Annotated in this window: 27 protein-coding genes; 14 read left to right on the top strand and 13 right to left on the bottom strand. The window is 58.0% G+C overall.

Annotation, left to right across the window (positions count from 1 at the left end):
• Positions 1–6 precede the first annotated feature (6 nt).
• From ACQG1Y_RS19265 to ACQG1Y_RS19300, 8 genes are all read right to left on the bottom strand, one after another.
• Positions 7–1,263: an MFS transporter gene (locus ACQG1Y_RS19265; protein WP_164692021.1), complete on the bottom strand. Its 1,257-nt coding sequence runs from the start codon at positions 1,261–1,263 to the stop codon at positions 7–9.
• A 25-nt stretch (positions 1,264–1,288) separates the two neighbouring features.
• On the bottom strand, positions 1,289–2,476 hold the full coding sequence (locus tag ACQG1Y_RS19270; RefSeq protein ID WP_368740898.1) for an NAD(P)/FAD-dependent oxidoreductase: 1,188 nt from the start codon (positions 2,474–2,476) through the stop codon (positions 1,289–1,291).
• Complete coding sequence (locus ACQG1Y_RS19275; RefSeq protein WP_368740899.1) at positions 2,473–3,399, bottom strand: VOC family protein; 927 nt, start codon at positions 3,397–3,399, stop codon at positions 2,473–2,475. Before ACQG1Y_RS19275 ends, ACQG1Y_RS19270 begins: the two co-directional genes overlap by 4 nt.
• A gap of 78 nt (positions 3,400–3,477) precedes the next feature.
• Positions 3,478–4,266, bottom strand: coding sequence for an IclR family transcriptional regulator (locus ACQG1Y_RS19280; RefSeq protein ID WP_003860053.1), 789 nt, complete (start codon positions 4,264–4,266; stop codon positions 3,478–3,480).
• Positions 4,267–4,278: 12 nt separating this feature from the next.
• Positions 4,279–5,028, bottom strand: coding sequence for an SDR family oxidoreductase (locus tag ACQG1Y_RS19285; protein ID WP_017382918.1), 750 nt, complete (start codon positions 5,026–5,028; stop codon positions 4,279–4,281).
• Entirely contained in the window at positions 5,028–6,050 is a 1,023-nt protein-coding gene (locus ACQG1Y_RS19290; RefSeq protein WP_017692695.1) for an aromatic ring-hydroxylating oxygenase subunit alpha, read from the bottom strand. The genes ACQG1Y_RS19285 and ACQG1Y_RS19290 overlap by 1 nt, the downstream gene beginning before the upstream one ends.
• Positions 6,051–6,060: 10 nt before the next feature.
• Positions 6,061–6,369, bottom strand: coding sequence for a recombinase-like helix-turn-helix domain-containing protein (locus ACQG1Y_RS19295; RefSeq protein ID WP_017382919.1), 309 nt, complete (start codon positions 6,367–6,369; stop codon positions 6,061–6,063).
• The gene (locus ACQG1Y_RS19300; RefSeq protein ID WP_003860044.1) at positions 6,366–6,689 is read right to left on the bottom strand and encodes a Rieske (2Fe-2S) protein; all 324 of its coding nucleotides are present in this window, start codon (positions 6,687–6,689) and stop codon (positions 6,366–6,368) included. Before ACQG1Y_RS19300 ends, ACQG1Y_RS19295 begins: the two co-directional genes overlap by 4 nt.
• Before the next feature lie 415 nt (positions 6,690–7,104).
• Between ACQG1Y_RS19300 and ACQG1Y_RS19305 the strand changes: the two genes are divergently transcribed.
• On the top strand, positions 7,105–8,316 hold the full coding sequence (locus ACQG1Y_RS19305) for an MFS transporter (protein ID WP_414234752.1): 1,212 nt from the start codon (positions 7,105–7,107) through the stop codon (positions 8,314–8,316).
• Between the two features lie 3 nt (positions 8,317–8,319).
• On the opposite strand, the gene speB is transcribed toward ACQG1Y_RS19305, so the two are convergent.
• From speB to ACQG1Y_RS19325, 4 genes are all read right to left on the bottom strand, one after another.
• Positions 8,320–9,240 carry an agmatinase gene (speB, locus tag ACQG1Y_RS19310; RefSeq protein WP_017382921.1) on the bottom strand — a complete coding sequence of 307 codons (921 nt, stop codon included), beginning with the start codon at positions 9,238–9,240 and terminating at the stop codon, positions 8,320–8,322.
• Between the two features lie 286 nt (positions 9,241–9,526).
• Positions 9,527–11,503, bottom strand: coding sequence for a biosynthetic arginine decarboxylase (gene speA / locus ACQG1Y_RS19315; RefSeq protein WP_017382922.1), 1,977 nt, complete (start codon positions 11,501–11,503; stop codon positions 9,527–9,529).
• A gap of 8 nt (positions 11,504–11,511) precedes the next feature.
• Positions 11,512–11,643 (bottom strand): acid stress response protein YqgB, encoded by a 132-nt coding sequence (gene yqgB, locus ACQG1Y_RS19320; protein WP_057979949.1) that lies wholly within the window; start codon positions 11,641–11,643, stop codon positions 11,512–11,514.
• A gap of 94 nt (positions 11,644–11,737) precedes the next feature.
• Positions 11,738–11,878 carry a hypothetical protein gene (locus ACQG1Y_RS19325; RefSeq protein WP_418235904.1) on the bottom strand — a complete coding sequence of 47 codons (141 nt, stop codon included), beginning with the start codon at positions 11,876–11,878 and terminating at the stop codon, positions 11,738–11,740.
• A 425-nt stretch (positions 11,879–12,303) separates the two neighbouring features.
• Between ACQG1Y_RS19325 and metK the strand changes: the two genes are divergently transcribed.
• From metK to ruvX, 8 genes are all read left to right on the top strand, one after another.
• Positions 12,304–13,458, top strand: a complete 1,155-nt coding sequence (gene metK, locus ACQG1Y_RS19330) for a methionine adenosyltransferase (RefSeq protein ID WP_003860037.1) — start codon at positions 12,304–12,306, stop codon at positions 13,456–13,458.
• A gap of 416 nt (positions 13,459–13,874) precedes the next feature.
• Positions 13,875–15,272, top strand: coding sequence for a galactose/proton symporter (gene galP / locus ACQG1Y_RS19335; protein WP_426736968.1), 1,398 nt, complete (start codon positions 13,875–13,877; stop codon positions 15,270–15,272).
• 58 nt (positions 15,273–15,330) lie between these two features.
• Positions 15,331–15,828: a SprT family zinc-dependent metalloprotease gene (locus ACQG1Y_RS19340; protein WP_047057511.1), complete on the top strand. Its 498-nt coding sequence runs from the start codon at positions 15,331–15,333 to the stop codon at positions 15,826–15,828.
• Positions 15,829–15,922: 94 nt separating this feature from the next.
• On the top strand, positions 15,923–16,630 hold the full coding sequence (endA, locus tag ACQG1Y_RS19345) for a deoxyribonuclease I (protein ID WP_003860034.1): 708 nt from the start codon (positions 15,923–15,925) through the stop codon (positions 16,628–16,630).
• 51 nt (positions 16,631–16,681) lie between these two features.
• Positions 16,682–17,413: a 16S rRNA (uracil(1498)-N(3))-methyltransferase gene (gene rsmE, locus ACQG1Y_RS19350; RefSeq protein ID WP_045343973.1), complete on the top strand. Its 732-nt coding sequence runs from the start codon at positions 16,682–16,684 to the stop codon at positions 17,411–17,413.
• Positions 17,414–17,444: 31 nt separating this feature from the next.
• Positions 17,445–18,392: a glutathione synthase gene (gene gshB / locus ACQG1Y_RS19355; protein ID WP_015571835.1), complete on the top strand. Its 948-nt coding sequence runs from the start codon at positions 17,445–17,447 to the stop codon at positions 18,390–18,392.
• A gap of 74 nt (positions 18,393–18,466) precedes the next feature.
• The gene (locus tag ACQG1Y_RS19360; RefSeq protein ID WP_006811924.1) at positions 18,467–19,027 is read left to right on the top strand and encodes a YqgE/AlgH family protein; all 561 of its coding nucleotides are present in this window, start codon (positions 18,467–18,469) and stop codon (positions 19,025–19,027) included.
• The gene (ruvX, locus tag ACQG1Y_RS19365) at positions 19,027–19,443 is read left to right on the top strand and encodes a Holliday junction resolvase RuvX (RefSeq protein ID WP_006811925.1); all 417 of its coding nucleotides are present in this window, start codon (positions 19,027–19,029) and stop codon (positions 19,441–19,443) included. The genes ACQG1Y_RS19360 and ruvX overlap by 1 nt, the downstream gene beginning before the upstream one ends.
• 9 nt (positions 19,444–19,452) lie before the next feature.
• Here ruvX and ACQG1Y_RS19370 read toward each other — a convergent pair whose 3' ends face one another.
• Positions 19,453–20,433 carry a type IV pilus twitching motility protein PilT gene (locus tag ACQG1Y_RS19370; RefSeq protein ID WP_032669250.1) on the bottom strand — a complete coding sequence of 327 codons (981 nt, stop codon included), beginning with the start codon at positions 20,431–20,433 and terminating at the stop codon, positions 19,453–19,455.
• A 17-nt stretch (positions 20,434–20,450) separates the two neighbouring features.
• Here ACQG1Y_RS19370 and ACQG1Y_RS19375 point away from each other — a divergent pair, with 17 nt between their 5' ends.
• The 5 genes from ACQG1Y_RS19375 to hemW are packed head-to-tail and all read left to right on the top strand — an operon-like array spanning position 20,451 to position 23,771.
• A complete protein-coding gene (locus tag ACQG1Y_RS19375; RefSeq protein WP_017692690.1) occupies positions 20,451–21,152 on the top strand; it encodes a YggS family pyridoxal phosphate-dependent enzyme in 702 nt (233 codons plus the stop codon).
• Positions 21,153–21,173: 21 nt separating this feature from the next.
• Complete coding sequence (locus ACQG1Y_RS19380) at positions 21,174–21,740, top strand: YggT family protein (protein ID WP_015571838.1); 567 nt, start codon at positions 21,174–21,176, stop codon at positions 21,738–21,740.
• On the top strand, positions 21,737–22,033 hold the full coding sequence (yggU, locus tag ACQG1Y_RS19385; protein WP_023304404.1) for a DUF167 family protein YggU: 297 nt from the start codon (positions 21,737–21,739) through the stop codon (positions 22,031–22,033). The genes ACQG1Y_RS19380 and yggU overlap by 4 nt, the downstream gene beginning before the upstream one ends.
• A gap of 3 nt (positions 22,034–22,036) precedes the next feature.
• Complete coding sequence (locus tag ACQG1Y_RS19390) at positions 22,037–22,630, top strand: XTP/dITP diphosphatase (protein ID WP_045327517.1); 594 nt, start codon at positions 22,037–22,039, stop codon at positions 22,628–22,630.
• Positions 22,623–23,771, top strand: coding sequence for a radical SAM family heme chaperone HemW (gene hemW / locus ACQG1Y_RS19395; protein WP_045141926.1), 1,149 nt, complete (start codon positions 22,623–22,625; stop codon positions 23,769–23,771). Before ACQG1Y_RS19390 ends, hemW begins: the two co-directional genes overlap by 8 nt.
• Positions 23,772–23,806 lie beyond the last annotated feature (35 nt).

Consider the following 23,806-nt stretch of genomic DNA (forward strand, 5'->3'; position numbering starts at 1 on the left):
CTCTCCTCAGTAACGTCTCAGCAGCGGCAGTAACAGGACGCAGCCCACCGCCGCCATCACCGCCAGAAAAATCAGCCCGGAATCCATGCTGTGGGTGAAGGCGATAAGCGCGCCCATCACCGCCGGCGACAGCGCGCCCGCAAAGTTTCCCAGCCCGTTGAAGATGCCGCCCGCCGTGGCGCTCACCCGGGGATGGGTGGCCTTCGCCAGCAGGGCGAAAATGTTGGGCGCGCCTGTGCCCCACATGAAGGTGCTAAAGCTCATCGCCGCGATGACGGCCAGCGGGGTATCGAGGTGCATCACCGCCGCCAGCCCCACCGCCGCCCCCGCCATCGAGATAAAGCAGGCCGCCGCGCGCTTATCGACCCTGTCCGAGAGCCACGCGCCAATCACTTCCCCCGCCAGCATGGCGATGAACGGCATCGACGACAGCCAGCCTGCATGCTCCAGATGAATGCCTTTGCCTTTGATCAGGTAGCCCGGCAGCCAGCCGTTGATGCCCCACAGATAGGTCAGGAAAGCGATGTTAAAGATGCAGATGATCCAGAAGTGCGGGCTGACGAACAGCTCACGCCGCGCCGCGCGCCGCTCGTCCCGGGACGCCTGCGAGGTGCCGGGTTTTGCCTCCAGGCGGATCCCGCGCAGACCAATACGCACAAAGATAAGCACCGGCACGGTAAGCATGGCCATCACAAAGAAAGTGCTCTGCCAGCCAAAGGTGTTCAGCAGCCAGAGGGAGAGCGGGAAGCCAATCGCCGCGCCAACCGGGGTGCCCAGCAGCCACAGCATGGTGGCGCGTGCCTGTAAATGCTGCGGGAAGTTGTGACGTACGATGGCGAAGGCCAGCGGGAACAGCGGTCCTTCCGCCACGCCCAGCAGAATACGCAGGACGATCATCAGCGTGTAGTTATGGGTAAAGCCCATCGCCACCATCAGCACGCACCACACCGCCATCATCCCGGTGAGCAGGCGCAGCGGCGCGATTTTGTCGCCTAAACCGCTTAAAAACACCGATGAGAAGCCATAGCTCAGCAGGAAAGCGCTCATCAAAATGCCGAGACGCGTGGTGTCGAAATCAATGCCCATCGCCTGCTGGAAATGGGTATCCGAAAAGAGCGCCGCGATGCTGATTTTGTCGAAAAACGCCAGCAGCACGCAGGCCAGCAGCGACAGCGGGATGGCCCAGCGCACCGCTTTTTCGGGCGAGCGGGTCCCCTCACCGCTCGCCTCAACCGGCGCGGTGTTAGTCTCTAGTGTGGTCATCTCTCCCCCTACGGGTGCGGGTTAGCTATCGCAGTGACATCAGTGAAAAGGTCGGGTCGGCGAGCGGCACGTCGGACAGATCCCGCCCCGCCGCCATCCAGCGCTTCGCCAGCTTGACGGTACGCGCATCGTCGAACGCCACCAGCTGCGTCAGCCTCCCGTTGTCGTCCAGCGAGAAGTACAGCGCCTCTTCACGCACGACCGTTCTGCTGCCTGGCTGCGGAATACCGAGGATCTGAATATTGTGCTGGTATTGATCCGACCATAGCCACGGCGCGTCGTCATAGCCCGGCGCATCGGGGTTGAGCATCGCTTTCGCCGTCGCCACCGCCTGGTTCTGGGCGAAGGCCCAGGATTGGATGCACAGCCCGTAGTGATGGTGCTGGGCGACATCGCCTGCGGCAAAGATGAACGGATCCGAGGTGCGCCCCTGGGCATCCACCACGATCCCGCGCCCGGTTTTCAGCCCCGCATCGCGCGCCAGCTCCAGATTGAGATCGACGCCGATCCCCACCACCACCGCATCAAAGGTTTCACGCTGGCCGTCGCAGTGGATGACCGGCAGGCCGCCGTCGTCCTCCAGCTCCAGCGCGCCGCAGCCGGTACGGATATCCACCCCCTGCTCGCGGTGGATGGCCTCCAGGCGCTGCGACACCTCGCAGCTCACCGAGCGCATGCACAGGGCAGGCTGCTGCTCGAACAGCGTGACCGCCACGCCGCTTTTCCGCGCCGAGGCAGCAATCTCCAGTCCGATCCAGCCGCCGCCGACAATCGCCAGTTTTTTACTTTCCGCCAGACGCGCCTTCAGACGCTGCGCGTCCTGCCAGTGGCGCAGGGTATAGACCTGCGGATGGCTGGCCCACGCCTGCGAAGGCAGGCGCGCCCGACCGCCGGTAGCGATTAAAAGGATGTTGTAACTAAGCTGCTCGCCGTTGCTAAGAACGACTTTTTTCTCATCGCGATCGACCGCTTCAGCACGCAGCGGCCGGTACCAGGTCAGGTTCAGGGCCTGCTGCGCCTCGTCGCTAAACAGGCGCGGAAGCCCCGCGTCCGACTCCAGCAGAGACGCTTTCGACAGCGGAGGGCGCTCGTAGAAATCCCATTCCTCTTCCGCCACCACGCAAATTTCGCCGTCGAAGCCCTCATCGCGCAGGGTTTTCGCTGCCCAGCCGCCCGCCTGACCGCCGCCGATAATGACAATGCGCGACGTCATACCGCCTCCGGCTTTTTCTGCTGGCGGCGCGTGTCGTGGTCAATCCCGCCTTCCACCGCCCACTCGGTAAAGGAGACCAGCGAATGCTCCAGCTCACGCGGCTGCCAGTTTTCCGTCAGATAATCATCGTTGGTGTAATACTCAAACGCCCCGCCGGTCGGGCTGTTGACGTACCAGAAGTACGCCGACGACACCGGATGACGGCCCGGCCCGATAAAGGTGCTCCAGTCATGTTTATTCATCGCGATACCGCCGCCGATCACCTCGTGGATGTCGCGCACGGTGAAGGCCACGTGGTTGAGGCCGCGCTTGCGGTTCGGCAGTTGCAGCAGGAACAGGTTGTGATGGCCGCCGCGCACGCCGCAGCGCAGGAACACGGCGCGGTTGATATAGCGGTCCGAGACCTGGAAGCCGAGCACCTCGCGGTAGAATTTCTCCACTGCCGCCAGCTCTTCCACGAAGAACACCACATGCCCCACGTTGATCGGCTGGGCGCGATCGTAAACCGGGCTGGGGGTGTCGATACGGCGGGCATCGCCCCACTGGTTAATCGGCTCGACGTTCAGCTCCACGTCAGTTTGCTGGGTCACCTGCACGCGCAGCGTCATGCCGTTCGGGTCCAGGCACTCCAGCGCGTCGCCCACTTCACGAAAACCTTGCTGTTGCGCCAGCTTCGGGCGCAGCGCGTCCAGATCAGACTGGCTGGCAACCGCCCAGGTCATGCGGCGCAGGGTGTTACCCGCTTCAAACGCGGGCGGCAGGTCGGGGCTGTCGATCGGGTTAAGCTCCACGCGCGCGCCGCTCAGGGTGGTGAAACGCTGGCCGCTGGCATCGCCCGTCAGGCCAAAATCACGCATAAATTTGGCGCAGTGCGTCAGGTCTTCCACACCAAATTCCAGCTTTTCAATTCCGGTTACACTCATCGTTCGTTGCCTCATCTGGCCCAGATTGGGCGTAAAACATGCCCGACGCAGTCAAGCGCCTGACGTTAACTCACTGATTTAACTGGCCTGTGACAAATACCCTAAGAAGCCAGAAATTTTATCCGCCGCGAGGCGAACCTCGTTTTGCAGGCGCTCGCGGTCGCTCTGCGGGATCTCCTCCGACGGCACCAGAATGCTGACCACCGCCGCCACGCGGCCGCTTCGGTCATACACCGGGTAGACGATGGAAGAGATCCCGTGGCGGAAGAAGGATTCGCCGATGACATACCCGCGGGCTTTGTCCTGCTGCACCATCTGCCACAGGGCTTCGCGGTCGTGAAGCTGCCCCGGCGTGTTGCCCGGCAGACGCTCATGCGGGAACAGCTGTTCGAAATCAGCGCGGGAAATATCGGTCAATAACATGCGGCCCAGCGAGGTGCAGTGCACCGGCAGGCGGGTACCAATGCTGACCTGGTTGATGCGCGACCCGGCGGCGCTGACGCGGGCGATGTAGATAATGTCGCGCCCGTCGCGGATCGCCAGATGGCTGCTGCACTGGCTCACGTCGCGCAGTTGCTCGATCACCGGCTGGCCGACCTGCGCCACGTCCAGCGAGGCGATGTACTCAAAGCCAAGACGCAGCACGTTCATGCCCAGCGAAAAGGTATTGGTGCGCGTGTTGCGCTCCAGAAATCCCATGTACTCCAGCGTCTGTACCACGCGATAGGCGGTGGCCTTCGGCATATCCACCAGCCGGTGCAGTTCGGCAAAGGTCAGATCGCGATGCTGCTCGCCAAAGGCCAACAGCAGCTGTAAACCGCGCTCTAGCCCCGGCACCAGATACTTCACTTCCTGATCGTTTGCCATCATCGCCCTACCTTAGTTAAAGACAAAACCGCCGTTGACCGGGATCAACTGTCCGGTGATAAACCTCGACAGATCGCTAAGCAGCCAGACCACGCTGCCGGTGACATCTTCCGGCTGCTGCGCGCCGGTTAACGCGCGTCCGTTTTCGTAGAGCTGATGCCGTTCGGCGGGGACATATTCCGTCGCCTCGACGCGGGTTAGCCCCGGTGCGATGGCGTTGATCCGGATACGTTTTTCCCCCAGTTCGCGCGCCATTGAACGGGTCATGGCAATCACGGCCCCCTTGCTGGCAACGTAGGCCATCAGGCGCGGCGCGCCCCACAGCGCGGTGTCGGACGCCACGTTCACAATGCCTGCCCCTTCGCGCAGCAGCGGCACGGCGGCGCGCGTCACCAGCCAGGTGCCTTTGACGTTCACGCTCATCACCCGATCCCAGAGATCCGGATCGTAATCAAGCATGTTTTTGCCGCCCACGCCCGTCGCCATCGCCGCGTTGTTCACCAGGCCGTCAATCTGCCCTTGCTCGCCAATGGCGCTGAACACCTGGTCGATAGAGTGCTGATCGGCCAGATCGATAACGTGCGATTCGATCGCATAGCCCTGCTCGCGCAGCCGGTGGGCACTCTCGGCCAGCTCGCCTTTGAGGATGTCGCACATCACCACCGCCGCGCCCTGCTCCGCGCAGGCCTGGGCAAAGTGGTAGCCCAGCCCGCGCGCGGCGCCGGTCACCACGATGCGCTTGCCGCTCAGCAGCCCATTCATCAGGCGGCTCCCTGCTGTGCTTCACGCATCGCCAGCTGCTCTTTGGCGGCCTTTTGCATCATGCGGCGCAGGCGCGAGAGGCCAACGTCGTGCTGATACAGGTATTCATGATCGCGCGCGTTTGGCGCCAGGCTCTCCAGCACCACGCGGTCCTGCTCCAGCACTTCCCAGTGCAGTTTTTCCAGACGGTTGCGGTACATGAAGCGCCACATATCGCGCTGCCAGCCCTGTACGCGGCGGATGCGCCAGAAGAAGACGCGGCAGTTGTCGTTATCTTCCGGCACCACCATGCCGACGATAAAGAAGTGGCCGCCCGGTCCGAAGCGCTTCTTGTACGGAATGGAGAGGCGCATCCAGCAGGTGCCGCTGTTGCCGAGCTCAACCCAGTCGAAGTTGACGCCGCTCTGCCCTTTCTTCTCGAAAATAAAGCCGGTTTTGGTCGGCTGGAGCACCATGTCGGCCTTGCGATCCCCTTCCGCCATCGAGTGCGACGAGGAGTGCAGATAGGTGCCGTGCATCGGGTCCATCACGTTTTCCAGCGCGTACTGGTAATTACATTTCCACGCGGCGGTGCAGAGGAAGTTGCTGAAGTTTTCCGTGTCGGCGAGTTCATCCGGGAAGGTCAGTTCGTCCGGCTGCTGGTCCGCGGTGACGCCAAACCACAGGAAGATGGCGCCGTGCGCCTCCTGCACGTTATAGCTGCGCACGCACTGCTGGCCGACCAGCGGACATTTATCCACGGCGGGCACGTCTTTCACTTCGCCGTTGCCCGCCACCTCAACGCCGTGATACCAGCAGGCAATGCGGTCCCCGAGGTTCCAGCCCATCGACAGGCGCGCACCGCGATGCGGACAGCGGTCCTCCAGCGCCTGAACCTGGCCATCTTTATTGCGCCAGACCACAATCTGCTCGCCCAGGCGGGTGATGCCCACCGGCGCAGACTGCACTTCCCAGCTCGCCAGCACCGGATACCAGAGGCCGCGCAGGCCTTTATCCAGATAATGTTGTACGGTCGTCGTCATCGCGTTGCCCTCAGTAGCCGTTAACCTGTAAGAATGCCTGGAAGCTGGCGTCGCTCCACGGCTCGCCCTGCTGGTCGTGCATACGCACTGCGTTCAGCCCGCTTACCAGCTCCGGCAAGGTTTCAACGCCCTGCTCGAAGAGATCTTCCAGCGTCGCAATCAGCTTCACTTCCCAGCTTTCCGGCTCGCGGCTGCGGGTCTGCCAGATCAGGTTGGTGTAATCACCCGGCTTATGAATGGCGCCATTACCGCCCTCTGCCGGCGGGGTAAACTGGCGGCTTTCCGGCAGCGCCGGGTTGTAGTTCAGCGTGTCGCTCATGCCACGGTCTCCTCGACGAAGGTAATCTGAATCTGGTTTTCAAAGACCCGAACCGGGTAACGATTGAGGTTGCGTCCTCCGGGGCCGTGCAGACACTGGCCGGTTTTGACGTCGAACACCGCCTCGTGCAGCGGGCATTCCACCTTGCCGTCTTCCACGAAGCCCTGACTCAGCAGGGCATAGGCGTGCGGGCATACGTCCTCCAGCGCGTAATATTCACCGTCGATCAGGTAAACGCCGATCTCTTTACCGTCGACGTTGCCGCTAAAAGGGAAATCTTCCTGTACTTGCTCTGCGTCACATACGCCTATCCAGCTCATCACGATCCTCCAGGCTTTTGTTTCATATATGAAACTCTGTTTCTTATTTAATACGGTCAATATAAAAGCGATGAATGTTTCGTCAAGCGACAATGTGACGAATTTGTTAATCGATCGGCAATTAATTAACTAAGTGTGCAAGGGATCACGAAAAAATGCAGCGATATGAAATTTTCATTATTGCAGCGTGAGAAATAGGTTTTTTTAATGGTCTCTTATTTTCAATAAAAGATATTGACTTCTTTTCTTTTTACTCTCTAAAAATAAATGAACGTCACCTCTTTCGCGTTTCACCTGTGAAACGAATTTTTAATTTATCTTTAATAAACAAAGAGTTTCGCAGGTGAATCATTTTAGCTCCGTGACAATCACATTGATGAAAAATATAAGTTACAAAAAACGTAAGGCGGACATGATGACGGCAAGATGGCAAGGCACGATTGCGCTTTTATTACTCATTATTATTTCCTACGTCGATCGGGTAAATATCTCGGTAATGATTTTAAACCCGGAATTTGCCGAACATTTTCAGTTAAATGAAAACAGAATGTTACAGGGCCTGCTCATGACCTGCTTTCTTCTGGGTTATGGGTTTTCCGCTTTATTATTAACGCCAGTTATTGAAAGCAAACTTCATTATCGGCAGGGATTATTAAGCAGCATTGCGATTTGGGCCGCGGTCTGCGCGGCTTCACCTTTGCTCGGCTCGCTGACGGGAATGCTCTTCGCCCGCGTGATTCTGGGGATCGCGGAGGGACCGCTATTTTCGCTGAAAACGCGCTTTATCAGCGATAACTTTAGCGCGCAAGAGATCGGCAAACCCAACGCCGTGACCGCGCTGGGCGTCTCGCTCGGGCTGGCCGTGGGCTTTCCGCTGGTGACCTGGCTGATGTCGCATCTGGGCTGGGCCGGATCGTTTTATGCACTGGCGGCAATCAACCTTCTCCTCGGCGGCGGCTTAATCTGGCGTTTTCTGCCCGCGCCGCGCAAGCTCCCGACCACGAAAAAGCCGGGGTTTGTCCACACCTTCACGCTGGCCTGGCAGACGCCGCTGCTGGGCTGGATCCTGCTGGTTGAAATCGCCACCCTGAGCTATCTCTGGGGGAGCAGCGCCTGGTTACCCGCATGGCTGCGTGACGAGCACCACTTCTCGCTGCATGCCACGGGCTGGCTTGCGGCGATCCCCTTCCTGCTCAGCCTGGGGTCAAAGTTTCTGGGTGGCGTGCTGCTCGACAAAATGCGGCCGGAACAGGCGCCGGTACTGTTTGTGGTGGGCGGTACGTTGACGGCACTCTCCGTGATCGCACTGATGCTCAGCCATCAACCCGCATGGCTGGCGCTGTTTATGCTTTCGGCTAACGTCTTCTGGGGGCTACAGGGGGCGGCTATTCCGGCGGTGATCCAGCATCACGCCGCGCGGGAAGCGGTGGGCAGCGCTTACGGCATAATCAATGGGATAGGCAATATCTGCGCGGCGTTTATTCCGCTGCTGATGGGGATGGTGATGAGATCGGTGGGGTCGGTCAGTTCAGGCTTTTCGGTGCTGGTCGTCTCGCAGGTTGTCACCCTGCTTGCCGGGGGAATGTTGCTGCTGCGCATGCGGCGCGCAGCAGCAATCAGCGCGTAAGGCTTATTCGCCTTTTTTCGCCGCCTGGATGTAGAGCATTTCCAGCGCCAGGGTCGCCGCGGCCAGCGCGGTGATCTCGGACTGGTCATAGGCCGGAGCTACTTCCACCACGTCCATCCCGACGATGTTCAGATCCTTCAGGCCGCGCACCAGCTTGATGGCGCGGTCTGATGTCAGGCCGCCGATCACCGGCGTACCGGTACCCGGTGCGAATGCCGGATCCAGGCAGTCGATGTCGAAGGTCAGATAGACAGGCATGTCGCCGACGATCTGCTTAACCTGAGCCAGAATATCGTCCACGCCGCGATCGTTCACCTGGCCCGCGTCGAGTACGGTGAAGCCGTTGTCTTTGTCGAACTCGGTGCGGATGCCGATCTGCACGGAGTGGTTTGGATCGATCAGGCCTTCTTTCGGCGCGGTATAGAACATGGTGCCGTGGTCGAATTCACAGCCGTTCGCGTAGGTGTCGGTGTGCGCATCGAAGTGTACCAGCGCCATTTTGCCGAAGTGCTTCGCGTGGGCGCGCAGCAGCGGCAGGGTCACGAAGTGGTCACCGCCAAAGGAGAGCATGCGTTTACCGGCCGCCAGCAGCTTCTCGGCGTGCGCCTGCAATTTTTCGCTCATCTCACGCGCGTCGCCGAAGGCGTACACCAGATCGCCGCAGTCCACCACGTTCAGGCGCTCGCGCATGTCGAAGTTCCACGGGAAGCGGTTGTGCTCCCAGGCCAGGTTGGTGGAAACCTGACGGATCGCCGCCGGGCCATGACGTCCCCCCGCGCGACCGGACGTTGCCATGTCGAACGGTACGCCGGTGATCACCCAGTCCGCATCGCTGTCGTACGGCTGGAAGTTCATCGGAAGGCGTAAAAAACCAAACGCGTTAGATACCAGAGAGTTATCGTACTGATGACCTAAAGTGCTCATGTCCTGACCTCTTATAAAGTCGATACATTAAAAACAGATGAAAAAAAATCCCCTCCGCGTCGTTAAACCCGACGAGGAAGGGATTGATTCGTAAATCGCATATTGGGGCGAATTATCGCCGTTAATTCATACGGGTTCAAGTGAGTATAGCATTCTGCCGGATGGCGGCTTCGCCTTCTCCGGCGTACATTCGTAGGCCCGGTAAGCGCAGCGCCACCGGGCATCGGCGGCACAGCGGCCTGATGCCCTCACCCCGCCCCTCTCCCACAGGGAGAGGGAGGTTTTCTTATTCGTCTTCCAGGTATGTGTACCCGTACAGACCCGCTTCAAACTCTTCCAGGAACTGCTGCTGCAAGGCATCGTCCAGACCGGTGTTTTTAACCTGATCGCGGAACTGGGTGAGCAGTTTTTTCGGATCCAGCTGAACGTATTCGAGCATGTCCGCCACGGTGTCCCCTTCGTCGGACAGCTCAACCTCCACGCTGCCGTCAGGGAAGACAAACACGTCAACCGCTTCGGTATCACCGAACAGGTTGTGCATGTTGCCGAGGATCTCCTGATACGCACCCACCATAAAGAAGCCCAGCATTGGCGGGTTCTCCGGATCGTACTCCGGCATTGGCATCGTCGTTGCGATACCGTCGCCGTCGACGTAATGGTCGATTGCGCCGTCGGAGTCACAGGTGATGTCCAGCAGCACGGCGCGGCGTTCCGGGGCGTGGTTCAGCCCTTCCAGCGGCAGAACCGGGAACAGCTGGTCGATACCCCAGGCATCCGGCATCGACTGGAACAGGGAGAAGTTGACGTACATTTTGTCCGCCATACGCTCCTGCAACTCGTCGATAATCGGACGGTGCGCGCGGTTGCTCGGGTCGAGCTGTTTCTGCACTTCGTGGCACATATTCAGATAGAGCTGCTCGGCCCACGCGCGCTCTTGCAGGCTGAAGGTGCCTGACGAGTAGCCGACGTGAATATCGTGCAGGTCCATCTGGCTGTCGTGCAGCCATTCGCGCAGGGAACGACGCGTGCCCGGCTCGTGCATCTCCTGCCAGGTTTCCCACATGCTTTGCAGGGAACGTGGGGCATCGTCTGCCGGAGGCGTGGCTTCGGTGATTTCGCTACGCTCAACGCCGATGATGTTAGAGACCAGCACCGTATGGTGCGCGGTGACCGCGCGGCCGGATTCGGTGATCACCGTCGGGTGCGGCAGGCCGTGCTCTTCGCAGGCATCGCCAATCGCCCATATGATGTTGTTGGCATATTCGTTCAGGCCATAGTTTACCGAGCAGTCAGACTGCGAGCGGGTCCCTTCGTAGTCCACGCCCAGGCCGCCACCCACGTCAAAGCACTGAATATTCACGCCGAGCTTATGCAGCTCAACGTAGAAACGCGCGGATTCACGCACACCAGTGGCGATGTCGCGAATATTGGCCATCTGCGAGCCGAGGTGGAAGTGCAGCAGCTGAATGCTGTCCAGACGACCGCGCTCGCGCAGAATTTCCACCAGCTGAAGCACCTGGTTCGCCGCGAGGCCGAACTTGGATTTTTCACCGCCGGAAGACTGCCATTTACCGGAACCCTGCGACGCCAGTCGCGCACGCACGCCAAGGCGTGGGATCACGTTCAGACGCTCGGCCTCTTCCAGCACGATCGCGATTTCGGTCATCTTCTCGATCACCAGATAGACCTTGTGGCCCATCTTCTCGCCAATCAGCGCCAGACGAATGTATTCGCGGTCTTTATAGCCGTTACAGACGATCACCGACCGGGTCATGCCCGCGTGCGCCAGAACCGCCATCAGCTCCGCTTTAGAGCCTGCTTCCAGGCCCAGCGGCTCGCCGGAGTGGATCAGGGACTCAATCACGCGACGGTGCTGATTGACCTTGATCGGGTAAACGAGGAAATAGTCGCCGTTATAACCATACGATTCCCGCGCGCGTTTGAACGCGGCGTTAATAGAACGCAGGCGATGTTGCAGGATCTGCGGGAAGCAGAACAGTGCAGGCAAGCGCTGACCCTGCGCTTCACGGGTTTTCACCAGTTTAGCGAGATCCACGCGCGCTTCCGGGACGTCCGGATCCGGGCAGACACTGATGTGGCCCAGCTCGTTAACGTCGTAGTAGTTATTGCCCCACCAGGCAATATTGTAAGTGCGCAGCATCTTGCTGGCTTCCTGGGAGCTCATCGCAACCTCCTGCATAGAACGTAGTACACCCTGTTCGCCTGCTGACGAAGGCGAAAGCGAAGACATGTCGTCAGACATAGCGAACCTCAACTCTTTGTATTAAGTGTAAAACAGTTGACTACTATCGCAGCGTTATACGGCGATAACAACCCATTAACGGCTCCATTTCCCAGCAGAGTATGCTGAAATCCAGACCGTGCGACCGGTTTCTTATTCATATCATTGTAAAACACGTATCCGAACTCTGTATGACAAGGTTCGGCGAAACCACGAGAAAACTCCTGTATTAACAAGAGCGCCCTTGTTCAGTTTTCACAAAGCGTGACCGGCTCTGGAATCCTGAGAAGCACCGAGATGGGTATAACATCGGCAGGTGTTTAGACCAGAAGTGCGGGTGGGAATCAAATGCGCGCCAGAACGGCTGCGCTGAATGAGCGGAAAACGATGGTTCATTATCTCGTATCACCTCCACGGCCGCCTCTGCTGAAACGGACCACAAGCCAAAGCTAAAAGTTCACTGCTTAACCCGGCTGGAAGTGGCGACACGATGTGTTCATCGAGCGCTTATTTTATATGAGCCGCGCGCCGCGTTTTATACCGAGAAGGTCGCTAAAAAGCAAAACAAAAATGCGCATGTTGCCAGCGTCGTCAGGAAAAATTTCCAGCAGCGTTTTCAACACAGTGAGAGGTGAGTCAAAAAAAACTGGAAATCAGGTGAAGAAGTGACCTAAAATAGACGTCCAGATGTTAATCCATCCATACCGATTAACACTCAGACTGCCAGTGTCAAAATCCTGTAGGCCTTGGTAGAATTATCTCCTATGGCTATTCCACACAGCAGCTTGAGCTAACCAAATTCCTCTTAGGTGAAATAAAACATGGCAAAACACCTGTTTACGTCCGAGTCCGTATCAGAAGGACATCCTGATAAAATTGCTGACCAAATCTCCGATGCGGTGCTGGATGCGATCCTCGCGCAGGATCCAAAGGCGCGCGTAGCGTGTGAAACCTATGTCAAAACCGGCATGGTTCTGGTTGGCGGTGAGATCACCACCAGCGCATGGGTTGATATCGAAGAGATCACCCGTAACACGGTGCGTGAGATTGGCTATGTACATTCTGATATGGGCTTTGATGCCAACTCCTGCGCCGTACTGAGCGCGATTGGCAAACAGTCTCCGGACATCAACCAGGGCGTTGACCGTGCCGATCCGCTGGAACAGGGCGCGGGCGACCAGGGCCTGATGTTCGGCTACGCAACCAACGAAACCGACGTGCTGATGCCAGCGCCGGTAACCTACGCCCACCGTCTGGTGCAGCGTCAGGCTGAAGTGCGTAAAAACGGCACCCTGCCGTGGCTGCGTCCGGATGCGAAAAGCCAGGTGACCTTCCAGTATGACGACGGGAAAATCGTCGGTATCGATGCAGTGGTTCTTTCCACGCAGCATGCTGAAGAGATTGACCAGAAATCCCTGCAAGAAGCGGTGATGGAAGAGATCATCAAGCCGGTTCTGCCAACTGAATGGCTGAGCTCTGCGACCAAATTCTTCATCAACCCAACCGGACGCTTTGTTATCGGCGGCCCAATGGGTGACTGCGGTCTGACCGGTCGTAAAATCATCGTAGATACCTACGGCGGCATGGCACGTCACGGCGGCGGCGCATTCTCCGGTAAAGATCCGTCTAAAGTTGACCGTTCTGCGGCGTACGCTGCACGTTATGTAGCGAAAAACATCGTTGCTGCCGGTCTGGCTGACCGCTGTGAGATCCAGGTTTCCTACGCTATCGGCGTGGCTGAGCCAACCTCCATCATGGTGGAAACCTTCGGTACTGAAAAAGTGCCTTCTGAACAGCTGACCCTGCTGGTGCGTGAGTTCTTCGACCTGCGTCCATACGGTCTGATTCAGATGCTGGATCTGCTGCACCCAATCTACCAGGAAACCGCAGCGTACGGTCACTTTGGCCGCGAACATTTCCCATGGGAAAAAACCGACAAAGCCGCCCTGCTGCGTGATGCTGCCGGTCTGAAATAATCGACTGCCAGTAGCTTAAACAGGCCAGCCTTTGTGCTGGCCTTTTTTATGTCGGGTGGCGGCTATGCCTTACCCGACCTACGGGTAGTGAGTTTTTGTAGGCCGGGTAAGGCGCAGCCGCCACCCGGCAATGTTTGGAACCGTTTACACCTCACTCTCTATACCCCGCTTTCAGAATATTCTCTTTGCATGAACGCATTTCTTCTGCTGTTACATTCCCTTTCAGTTAAGTCTGAAATTTGTGCAAACGCGATGCACATCAATTAATTTACCTCTATATTTTCAAAGCTTTAATTATTTTTACGGTTACAAGTCAGTGTAACCGATTACACCGTTGTGATTTGACTCACATATTTTTATGAGCCGCTCACCTACTCTTAATATCGTAAAAACTGATAACCCAACTGGAGGGCATAATGCCTGACAATAATAAACAGGGGCGTACGTCCAATAAGGCAATGACGTTCTTCGTCTGCTTCCTCGCCGCTCTGGCAGGATTACTCTTTGGCCTGGATATTGGCGTAATTGCCGGTGCATTACCTTTCATCACCGATGAGTTCCAGATTAGCGCACACACTCAGGAATGGGTGGTTAGCTCCATGATGTTCGGCGCCGCCGTCGGCGCGGTCGGTAGCGGCTGGCTCTCCTTTAAGCTCGGGCGTAAAAAGAGCCTGATGATCGGCGCGATCCTGTTCGTTGCCGGCTCACTGTTCTCTGCCGCTGCGCCTAACGTTGAAGTGCTGATCATCTCCCGCGTGCTGCTCGGTCTGGCAGTGGGCGTGGCGTCTTATACTGCCCCGCTGTACCTGTCTGAAATCGCTCCGGAAAAAATCCGCGGCAGCATGATTTCCATGTATCAGCTGATGATCACCATCGGTATTCTGGGGGCTTATCTCTCGGATACCGCATTCAGCTACAGCGGCGCATGGCGCTGGATGCTGGGGGTAATCATCATTCCAGCCATCCTGCTGCTGATTGGCGTCTTCTTCCTGCCGGACAGTCCGCGCTGGTTCGCCGCCAAACGCCGCTTCCATGATGCCGAACGCGTGCTCTTACGCCTGCGTGATACCAGCGCCGAAGCCAAAAACGAGCTGGAAGAGATCCGCGAAAGCCTGAAGGTCAAACAGTCCGGCTGGGCGCTGTTCAAAGAGAACAGCAACTTCCGCCGCGCGGTGTTCCTCGGTGTGCTGTTACAGATCATGCAACTGTTCACCGGGATGAACGTCATCATGTATTACGCGCCGAAAATCTTCGAACTGGCGGGCTACACCAACACCACCGAGCAGATGTGGGGCACCGTGATCGTCGGCCTGACCAACGTGCTGGCGACCTTTATCGCTATCGGTCTGGTGGACCGCTGGGGACGTAAGCCAACCCTGACGCTAGGCTTCCTGGTGATGGCCGTCGGGATGGGCGTGCTGGGTACCATGATGCACATGGGCATTCATTCCCCAACGGCACAGTACTTCGCCGTGGCGATGCTGCTGATGTTTATCATTGGGTTTGCGATGAGCGCCGGTCCGCTGATTTGGGTGCTGTGCTCTGAGATCCAGCCGCTGAAAGGGCGTGATTTTGGTATCACCTGTTCTACCGCAACCAACTGGATTGCCAACATGATCGTCGGCGCAACGTTCCTGACCATGCTCAATACCCTGGGTAACGCCAATACCTTCTGGGTCTACGCCGGTCTGAACCTGTTCTTTATCGTTCTCACTATCTGGCTGGTTCCTGAAACCAAACATGTTTCACTGGAACACATTGAACGTAACCTGATGAAAGGTCGTCCTCTGCGCGAAATCGGCGCACACGACTGATCCTCCTGCGGGAGGCGCCTCTTGCGCCTCCCCGCTTCCCGCTTTATGCTCTGCCCCTATGAAAGCTCCCCGTCTCCCCATCGCCATTCAGCAAGCCGTCATGCGCAGCCTGCGGGAAAAACTCGCCCAGGCCAACCTGAAGCTCGGCCGCAATTATCCTGAACCGAAGCTGGTCTATCAGCAGCGTGGCACCGCGGCAGGCACCGCCTGGCTGGATTCGTATGAGATCCGCCTGAATCCGGTGCTGATGATGGAAAACCAGCAGGCGTTTATCGACGAAGTCGTCCCGCACGAGCTGGCGCACCTGCTGGTGTGGAAACACTTTGGCCGCGTCGCGCCGCACGGCAAAGAGTGGAAATGGATGATGGAGGCGGTGCTCGGGGTTCCGGCCCGCCGCACCCATCAGTTCGAGCTGGAATCGGTACGCCGCAATACCTTCCCCTACCGCTGCCAGTGTCAGCAGCACCAGCTTACCGTCCGCCGCCATAACCGCGTGGTGCGCGGCGAGGCGACCTATCGCTGCGTTAAATGCGGCGAACCGCTGGTTGCGGAATAATCACTCGAACTTTCAGGAACTTTCCTGATCTGACTGATTGCATACGGGAACAACATTCGTTACGTTGCGGGCTCGTTTTGACACGGAGTGTAAGATGTCCCGTAATGTTTCTCTCGCGGTCGCTTTTCTGGCGACAGCGCTCTCCGGCCATGCTCTGGCCGACGGTATTCACAGTTTCTCTCAGGCAAAAACCGCGGGCGTAAAGATTAACGCCGACGTACCGGGTGATTTCTACTGCGGCTGTAAAATTAACTGGCAGGGTAAGAAAGGGGTCGTGGATCTGGGATCCTGCGGCTATAAGGTGCGCAAGAACGAGAACCGCGCCAGCCGAATCGAATGGGAACACGTTGTTCCGGCCTGGCAGTTTGGCCACCAGCGCCAGTGCTGGCAGGACGGTGGACGTAAAAATTGCGCAAAAGATCCGGTCTACCGCCAGATGGAAAGCGATATGCACAACCTGCAACCCGCCGTGGGTGAGGTTAATGGCGACCGCGGAAACTTCATGTACAGCCAGTGGAACGGTGGCGAAGGCCAGTACGGTCAGTGCGCCATGAAGGTCGATTTCAAAGAGAAAGTCGCCGAACCACCTGCCCGCGCACGCGGCAGCATCGCCCGCACTTATTTCTATATGCGCGACCGCTACGATCTCAATCTTTCCCGCCAGCAGACGCAGCTCTTCAATGCCTGGGACAAGCTCTACCCGGTGACGGACTGGGAATGCCAGCGCGACGAACGTATCGCCAAAGTCCAGGGGAATCACAACCCTTACGTCCAGCGGGCTTGCCAGGCGCAAAAGAGCTAACCTACACTACGGCAATTCGCTTATATCGCATGACACATGGAATTTCTGACTATGCGCATCCCTCGCATCTATCACCCTGAACTGATTACCCCAGGCGGCGAAATCGCCCTGTCTGATGATGCCGCAAACCATGTAGGTCGCGTGCTGCGCATGGGGGCAGGCCAGGCGATTCAGCTCTTTGACGGCTCTAATCAGGTTTTCGACGCTGAAATTACGCGCGCCGATAAAAAAAGCGTGCACGTGAAGGTGCTGCGTGGCGACGTGGACGACCGGGAATCCCCGCTGCACATTCACCTGGGCCAGGTGATGTCGCGTGGGGAAAAGATGGAGTTCACCATTCAGAAATCCATTGAACTGGGTGTAAGCCTCATTACGCCACTTTTTTCTGAGCGCTGCGGCGTTAAACTGGATGCGGAACGTCTGAACAAAAAGATCCAGCAGTGGCAAAAAATTGCCATTGCGGCCTGCGAACAGAGCGGCCGCAACCGTATCCCGGAGATCCGCCCGGCGATGGATCTGAAGGACTGGTGTGCAGAAGAGGAAAGCGGGCTTAAGCTCAATCTTCATCCGCGCGCCAGCGCCAGCATCAATACGCTGCCGCTGCCCGTTGAGCGTGTACGCCTGCTGATTGGCCCGGAAGGCGGCCTGTCGGCTGACGAAATTGCCATGACGGCGCGTTACCAGTTTACTGATATTCTGTTGGGACCTCGCGTTCTGCGCACTGAGACAACGGCACTCACCGCCATTACCGCGCTACAGGTGCGATTTGGCGATCTGGGTTGAAGCAAAGCCTGACCCATAACCGGAGAAGAAGATGATTAAGCTCGGCATCGTGATGGACCCCATCGCAAACATTAACATCAAGAAAGACTCCAGCTTCGCTATGCTGCTGGAAGCGCAGCGTCGCGGCTATGAACTCCACTATATGGAGATGAACGATCTTTACCTGATCAACGGTGAAGCCCGCGCACGCACCCGCATCGTTAACGTCGAGCAGAACTACGAAAAATGGTACGAATTCGGTACCGAGCAGGATATTGCCCTGGCCGACCTTAACGTGATCCTGATGCGTAAAGATCCGCCGTTCGACACCGAATACATTTACGCCACCTATATCCTTGAGCGTGCCGAAGAGAAAGGAACGCTGATCGTCAACAAGCCGCAGAGCCTGCGCGACTGCAACGAGAAGCTCTATACCGCATGGTTCTCTGACCTGACGCCGGAAACGCTCGTCACCCGCAGCAAAACGCAGCTGAAAGAATTCTGGCAGAAGCACGGCGACATCATCATGAAGCCGCTGGACGGTATGGGTGGCGCGTCGATCTTCCGCGTGAAAGAGGGCGATCCGAACATTGGCGTGATTGCCGAAACGCTGACCGAGCTGGGAACCCGCTACTGCATGGCGCAGAACTATCTGCCGGCCATTAAAGACGGCGACAAGCGTGTGCTGGTCGTAGACGGCGAGCCGGTGCCTTACTGCCTGGCGCGTATCCCGCAGGGTGGGGAAACCCGTGGCAACCTGGCGGCTGGCGGCCGTGGCGAACCGCGTCCGTTAAGCGAAAGCGACTGGGAAATTGCCCGCCGCGTCGGCCCTACGCTGAAAGCCAAAGGCCTGATCTTCGTCGGCCTCGATATCATCGGCGATCGCCTGACCGAAGTGAACGTCACCAGCCCGACCTGCATTCGTGAAATCGAAGCGGAATTCCCGATCTCGATCACCGGAATGCTGATGGACGCTATCGAAAAACGTTTACAGAAATAACCTGTGACAGCGCCTGTGTTTATCCCCATACTGGGCGCTGTCGCTTTTTAAACCAGGAAACAGTACCTCTGACAATGAATTTACAGCATCACTTTCTTATTGCCATGCCTGCTCTCCAGGATCCGATTTTCCGCCGCTCCGTGGTCTATATTTGCGAATACAACGAAGACGGCGCGATGGGGATTATCATCAATAAGCCGCTGGAAAACCTCCAGGTGGAAGGCATTCTGGACAAGCTGAAAATCCCTGCTGAAGCGCGGCTGCCGGAAATCCGTCTCGATAAACCGGTGATGCTCGGCGGCCCGCTTGCAGAAGATCGTGGCTTTATCCTGCATACCCCGCCGGTTTTCTCGTCCAGCATTCGTATCTCCGATAACACCGTCGTCACCACCTCTCGCGATGTGCTTGAAACGCTAGGCACTGCCAGTCAGCCTTCTGAGGTGCTGGTTGCGCTCGGCTACGCCTCCTGGGAAAAAGGGCAGCTGGAACAAGAAATTCTGGACAACGCCTGGCTGACAGCCCCTGCGGATATGAATATCCTGTTTAAAACCCCTATCGCCGATCGCTGGCGTGACGCGGCAAAACTGATTGGCATTGATATTCTGACCATGCCTGGCGTTGCGGGGCACGCGTAATGAGCGGCACCCTTCTCGCCTTCGACTTCGGCACCAAAAGCATCGGCGTCGCTGTGGGTCAACGGATCACCGGCACCGCTCGCCCGCTCACGGCGTTGAAAGCTAACGACGGCACGCCGGACTGGAACCTTATTGAGCGCTTGCTCAAAGAGTGGCAGCCGGACGACGTGATTGTCGGCCTGCCGCTAAACATGGACGGCACCGAGCAACCGCTTACCGCCCGCGCGCGCAAATTCGCGAACAAAATCCATGGCCGCTTTGGCGTCTCCGTTAAGCTGCACGATGAACGTTTGAGCACCGTCGAGGCACGCGCTGGCCTGTTCGAACACGGTGGCTTCCGGGCGCTGAACAAAGGCAGCGTGGATTCAGCTTCAGCCGTCATTATTCTCGAAAGCTATTTCGAACAGGGTTACTGAGCGCCGGGGCTACAGCCGCCCCTGCGCCCGTCGCTCCGCCAGACTCTGCTCAAAGTTCTGCATTCCCGCCTGCTGCCCCGTTTGAATAATGCCCGGCAGTTGCCAGGTTTTGCCTTCGCGGATCAGGTTTGCCGCCGCCGAGGTATTCACCAGTAGCTCATACAGCGCCACGCGCCCGCCCTGGACATCCTGACGTAGCTTCTGCGCCAGGACCGCACGCAGGCTTCCCGCCAGCTGATTACGCACCGGATCTTTCTCCTGCGCCGGAAAGGTGTCGACCAGGCGCTCGATCGCCTGCGCCGCGCCGCGCGTGTGCAGCGTGGCTAACACCAGATGGCCGGTTTCCGCCGCCGTCAGCGCCAGTCGTATCGTCTCGCTGTCGCGCAGCTCACCAAGCAGAATCACATCCGGATCTTCACGCAGCGCGCTGCGCAGCGCCTCGGCAAAGGACGGGCTGTGCTGGCCTATCTCCCGCTGCTGGATCAGGCAACGTTCGCTCTGGTACATAAACTCCACCGGATCTTCCAGGGTCAGAATATGCCCGTCCGTATGGTGATTGAGGAAATCGACCATAGCGGCCAGGGTGGTCGATTTCCCACTGCCGGTGGCGCCGGTGACCAGAATCAGGCCATTGTCATTGGACAGTAGTTCCGGGATCGCTCGCGGCACACCTAGCGCAGAGAGCTGCGGGCACGTCAGCGGCAACAGCCGCAGCGCAATCGAAACGCCGAGCATATGCTTAAACGCACTGCCGCGCAGCCGCTGACGGCCTGCGAGGGTAACGGCAAAATCCACTTGCCCGTTTGCCCACCATGCGCCCTGCTGTTCGTCGTTGAGCCACGCTTTTAATAACGCCTCCACATCCGGGGGCGGAAACGGCGCAGGTTCAAGACGGCCTGACCTGCGCCAGCGCGGTGGCGAATCACTGCACAGGTGTAGATCGGAGACGTTATGCTTTACACTAAGGGCCACAATTTCTTCCACATCCATAGACTACTCCTCGGAAAATGAACGACATTGCGCATAACCTGGCACAGGTCCGGGACAAAATCTCAGCCGCGGCAACGCGTTGCGGCCGTGCTCCAGAAGAAATTACGTTGCTTGCAGTCAGCAAAACCAAGCCTGCGAGCGCCATCGCAGAAGCGATAGCCGCCGGTCATCGTGCCTTTGGTGAAAACTATGTGCAGGAAGGCGTGGATAAAATTCGCGCTTTCCGGGAACGGGGAAATACAGACCTGCAATGGCACTTTATCGGTCCGCTACAGTCGAACAAAAGCCGTCTGGTAGCAGAGCACTTTGACTGGTGCCACACCATCGATCGTCTGCGCATCGCTACCCGTCTGAGCGACCAGCGCCCTATGGAGATGCCAGCGCTTAACGTGCTGATTCAAATCAACATCAGCGATGAAAACAGCAAGTCCGGCATTACGCTGGGCGAACTGGAGGCGCTGGCGGCAGACGTGGCGGCGCTGCCGCGCTTAACCCTGCGCGGGCTGATGGCTATCCCGGCGCCAGAGTCAAGTTATGAAAGGCAGTTTGCCGTGGCACAGCAAATGGCTGTAGCATTTGAGGCGCTTAAGGCGCGCTATGACACGGTAGACACGCTTTCTCTGGGCATGTCGGACGATATGGAAGCCGCCATCGCGGCAGGCAGCACCATGGTGCGCATCGGCACGGCAATTTTCGGTGCGCGCGATTACCCCCAATAATAAGGAAACCTGAGGAACGCCATGAAGACGTTGACTTTCCTGCTTTCAACGGTCATTGAACTGTATACGATGGCGCTGCTGTTGCGCGTCTGGATGCAGTGGGCCCGTTGTGATTTTTACAATCCATTCTCACAATTTATCGTGAAAATCACGCAGCCCGTTGTGGGGCCGCTTCGCCGCGTCATTCCGGCAATGGGGCCAATTGACAGTTCATCTCTGCTGATGGCGTTTATTCTGAGCGTTATCAAAGCGATCGTGCTGTTTATGGTCATCACTTTCCAGCCGATTATCTGGATTTCAGCCGTTCTGATCCTGGTTAAAACCGTCGGCTCGCTGATCTTCTGGGTCCTGCTGGTGATGGCGATCATGAGCTGGGTAAGCCGGGGCCGTAGCCCGGTGGAGTACGCGTTGATTCAGCTGACTGAACCGTTGCTGCGTCCGATTCGTAGCCTGCTGCCTGCAATGGGCGGAATCGACTTCTCCCCGATGCTTCTCGTTCTGCTGCTGTACGTGCTGAATATGGGTATCGCGGAACTGTTACAGGCGACGGGTAATATGCTGCTGCCGGGGCTGTGGATGGCGTTATGAGTGCAGTTAGCCCCTGCGCCGACGGGCTGGTTTTGCGGCTGTACATTCAGCCGAAAGCCAGCCGCGACAGTATTGTTGGGCTGCATGGCGACGAGCTAAAAGTCGCCATCACTGCCCCGCCGGTTGACGGCCAGGCGAATGCGCATCTGACCAAATATCTGGCTAAACAGTTTCGCGTCGCTAAAAGCCAGGTCATCATTGAGAAAGGTGAACTTGGCCGGCATAAACAGGTAAAAATCCTTAACCCGCAATCTATCCCGACGGAAGTCGCGGCTCTGAAAGAACAGGACTAAACCATGCAGAAAGTTGTTCTCGCCACCGGTAACGCCGGTAAAGTGCGCGAGCTGGCCTCGCTATTAAATGATTTTGGGCTGGACGTGGTGGCCCAGACCGAGCTGGGCGTCGAGTCCGCCGAAGAGACCGGCCTGACGTTTATCGAAAACGCCATTCTGAAAGCGCGCCACGCCGCGCAGATCACCGGACTGCCCGCGATAGCCGATGACTCCGGTCTGGCCGTGGATTTTCTGGGCGGTGCTCCGGGGATTTACTCCGCCCGCTATTCCGGGGTGGACGCCACCGACCAGCAGAATCTGGAAAAGCTGCTTGTGGCCCTGAAAGACGTCCCTGACGAACAGCGTACCGCGCAGTTCCACTGCGTGCTGGTCTACATGCGTCACGCGGAAGATCCCACGCCGATTGTCTGTCACGGCAGCTGGCCGGGCGTGATCACCCGTGAAGCGGCGGGCAACGGCGGCTTTGGTTACGACCCGATTTTCTTTGTCCCGACCGAGGGCAAAACCGCTGCGGAACTCACCCGCGAAGAGAAAAGCGCGATCTCCCACCGTGGACGCGCCCTGAAACTGTTACTGGAAGCACTGCGTAATGGCTAATTTGCCGCCTCTGAGTCTTTATATTCACATCCCATGGTGCGTGCAGAAATGCCCGTACTGCGATTTCAACTCGCACGCGCTGAAGGGCGAAGTGCCGCACGATGATTACGTCGCGCATCTGCTGGCCGATCTGGATGCCGATGTATCGTACGCACAGGGACGTGAAGTGAAGACCATTTTTATTGGTGGCGGTACACCGAGCCTGCTTTCAGGCCCGGCGATGCAGACGCTGCTGGATGGCGTGCGCGCACGCCTGAACCTGGCAGTGGATGCTGAAATTACGATGGAAGCCAACCCCGGTACCGTTGAGGCCGACCGTTTTGTCGAGTATCAGCGTGCGGGCGTGAACCGTATCTCTATCGGCGTGCAGAGCTTTAGCGAGCCAAAGCTGAAGCGTCTGGGGCGTATCCACGGCCCGGAAGAGGCAAAGCGCGCGGCAAACCTGGCAACGGGGCTTGGGCTGCGCAGCTTTAACCTCGACCTGATGCATGGCCTGCCGGATCAGTCGCTCGAAGAAGCGCTGGACGATTTGCGTCAGGCGATTGAACTGAATCCGCCGCATCTGTCGTGGTATCAGCTGACCATTGAGCCTAACACCCTGTTTGGTTCCCGTCCTCCGGTGCTGCCGGACGATGACGCGCTGTGGGATATCTTCGAGCAGGGCCACCAGCTTTTGACCGCGGCGGGGTATCAGCAATACGAAACGTCGGCGTATGCGAAGCCGGGCTATCAGTGTCAGCACAATCTGAACTACTGGCGTTTTGGTGATTATCTGGGAATTGGCTGCGGCGCACATGGCAAAGTGACCTTCCCGGACGGACGCATTCTGCGTACCGCCAAAACGCGTCACCCGCGCGGGTATATGGAAGGCCGCTACCTGGAGCGTCAGCACGACGTCGAGGCGGCGGATAAGCCGTTTGAGTTCTTTATGAACCGCTTCCGTCTGCTGGAAGCCGCACCGCGCGCGGAGTTTGCGCTATACACCGGGCTGCCGGAGTCGGTGATTCGTCCGCAGATTGACGAGGCGCTGGCGCAGGGGTATCTGACCGAGTGTGATGAGTCCTGGCAGATCACCGAGCACGGCAAGCTGTTCTTAAACTCCCTTCTTGAGCTGTTCCTCGCTGAAAATCCTGAAGGCTGATTCAGGATTTTACATCCCGTTCTGCTGGCTGAGGG

The organism is Enterobacter cloacae complex sp. 397G4 (assembly GCF_050031515.1).
In the GTDB taxonomy this organism is placed as follows: domain Bacteria; phylum Pseudomonadota; class Gammaproteobacteria; order Enterobacterales; family Enterobacteriaceae; genus Enterobacter; species Enterobacter hormaechei_C.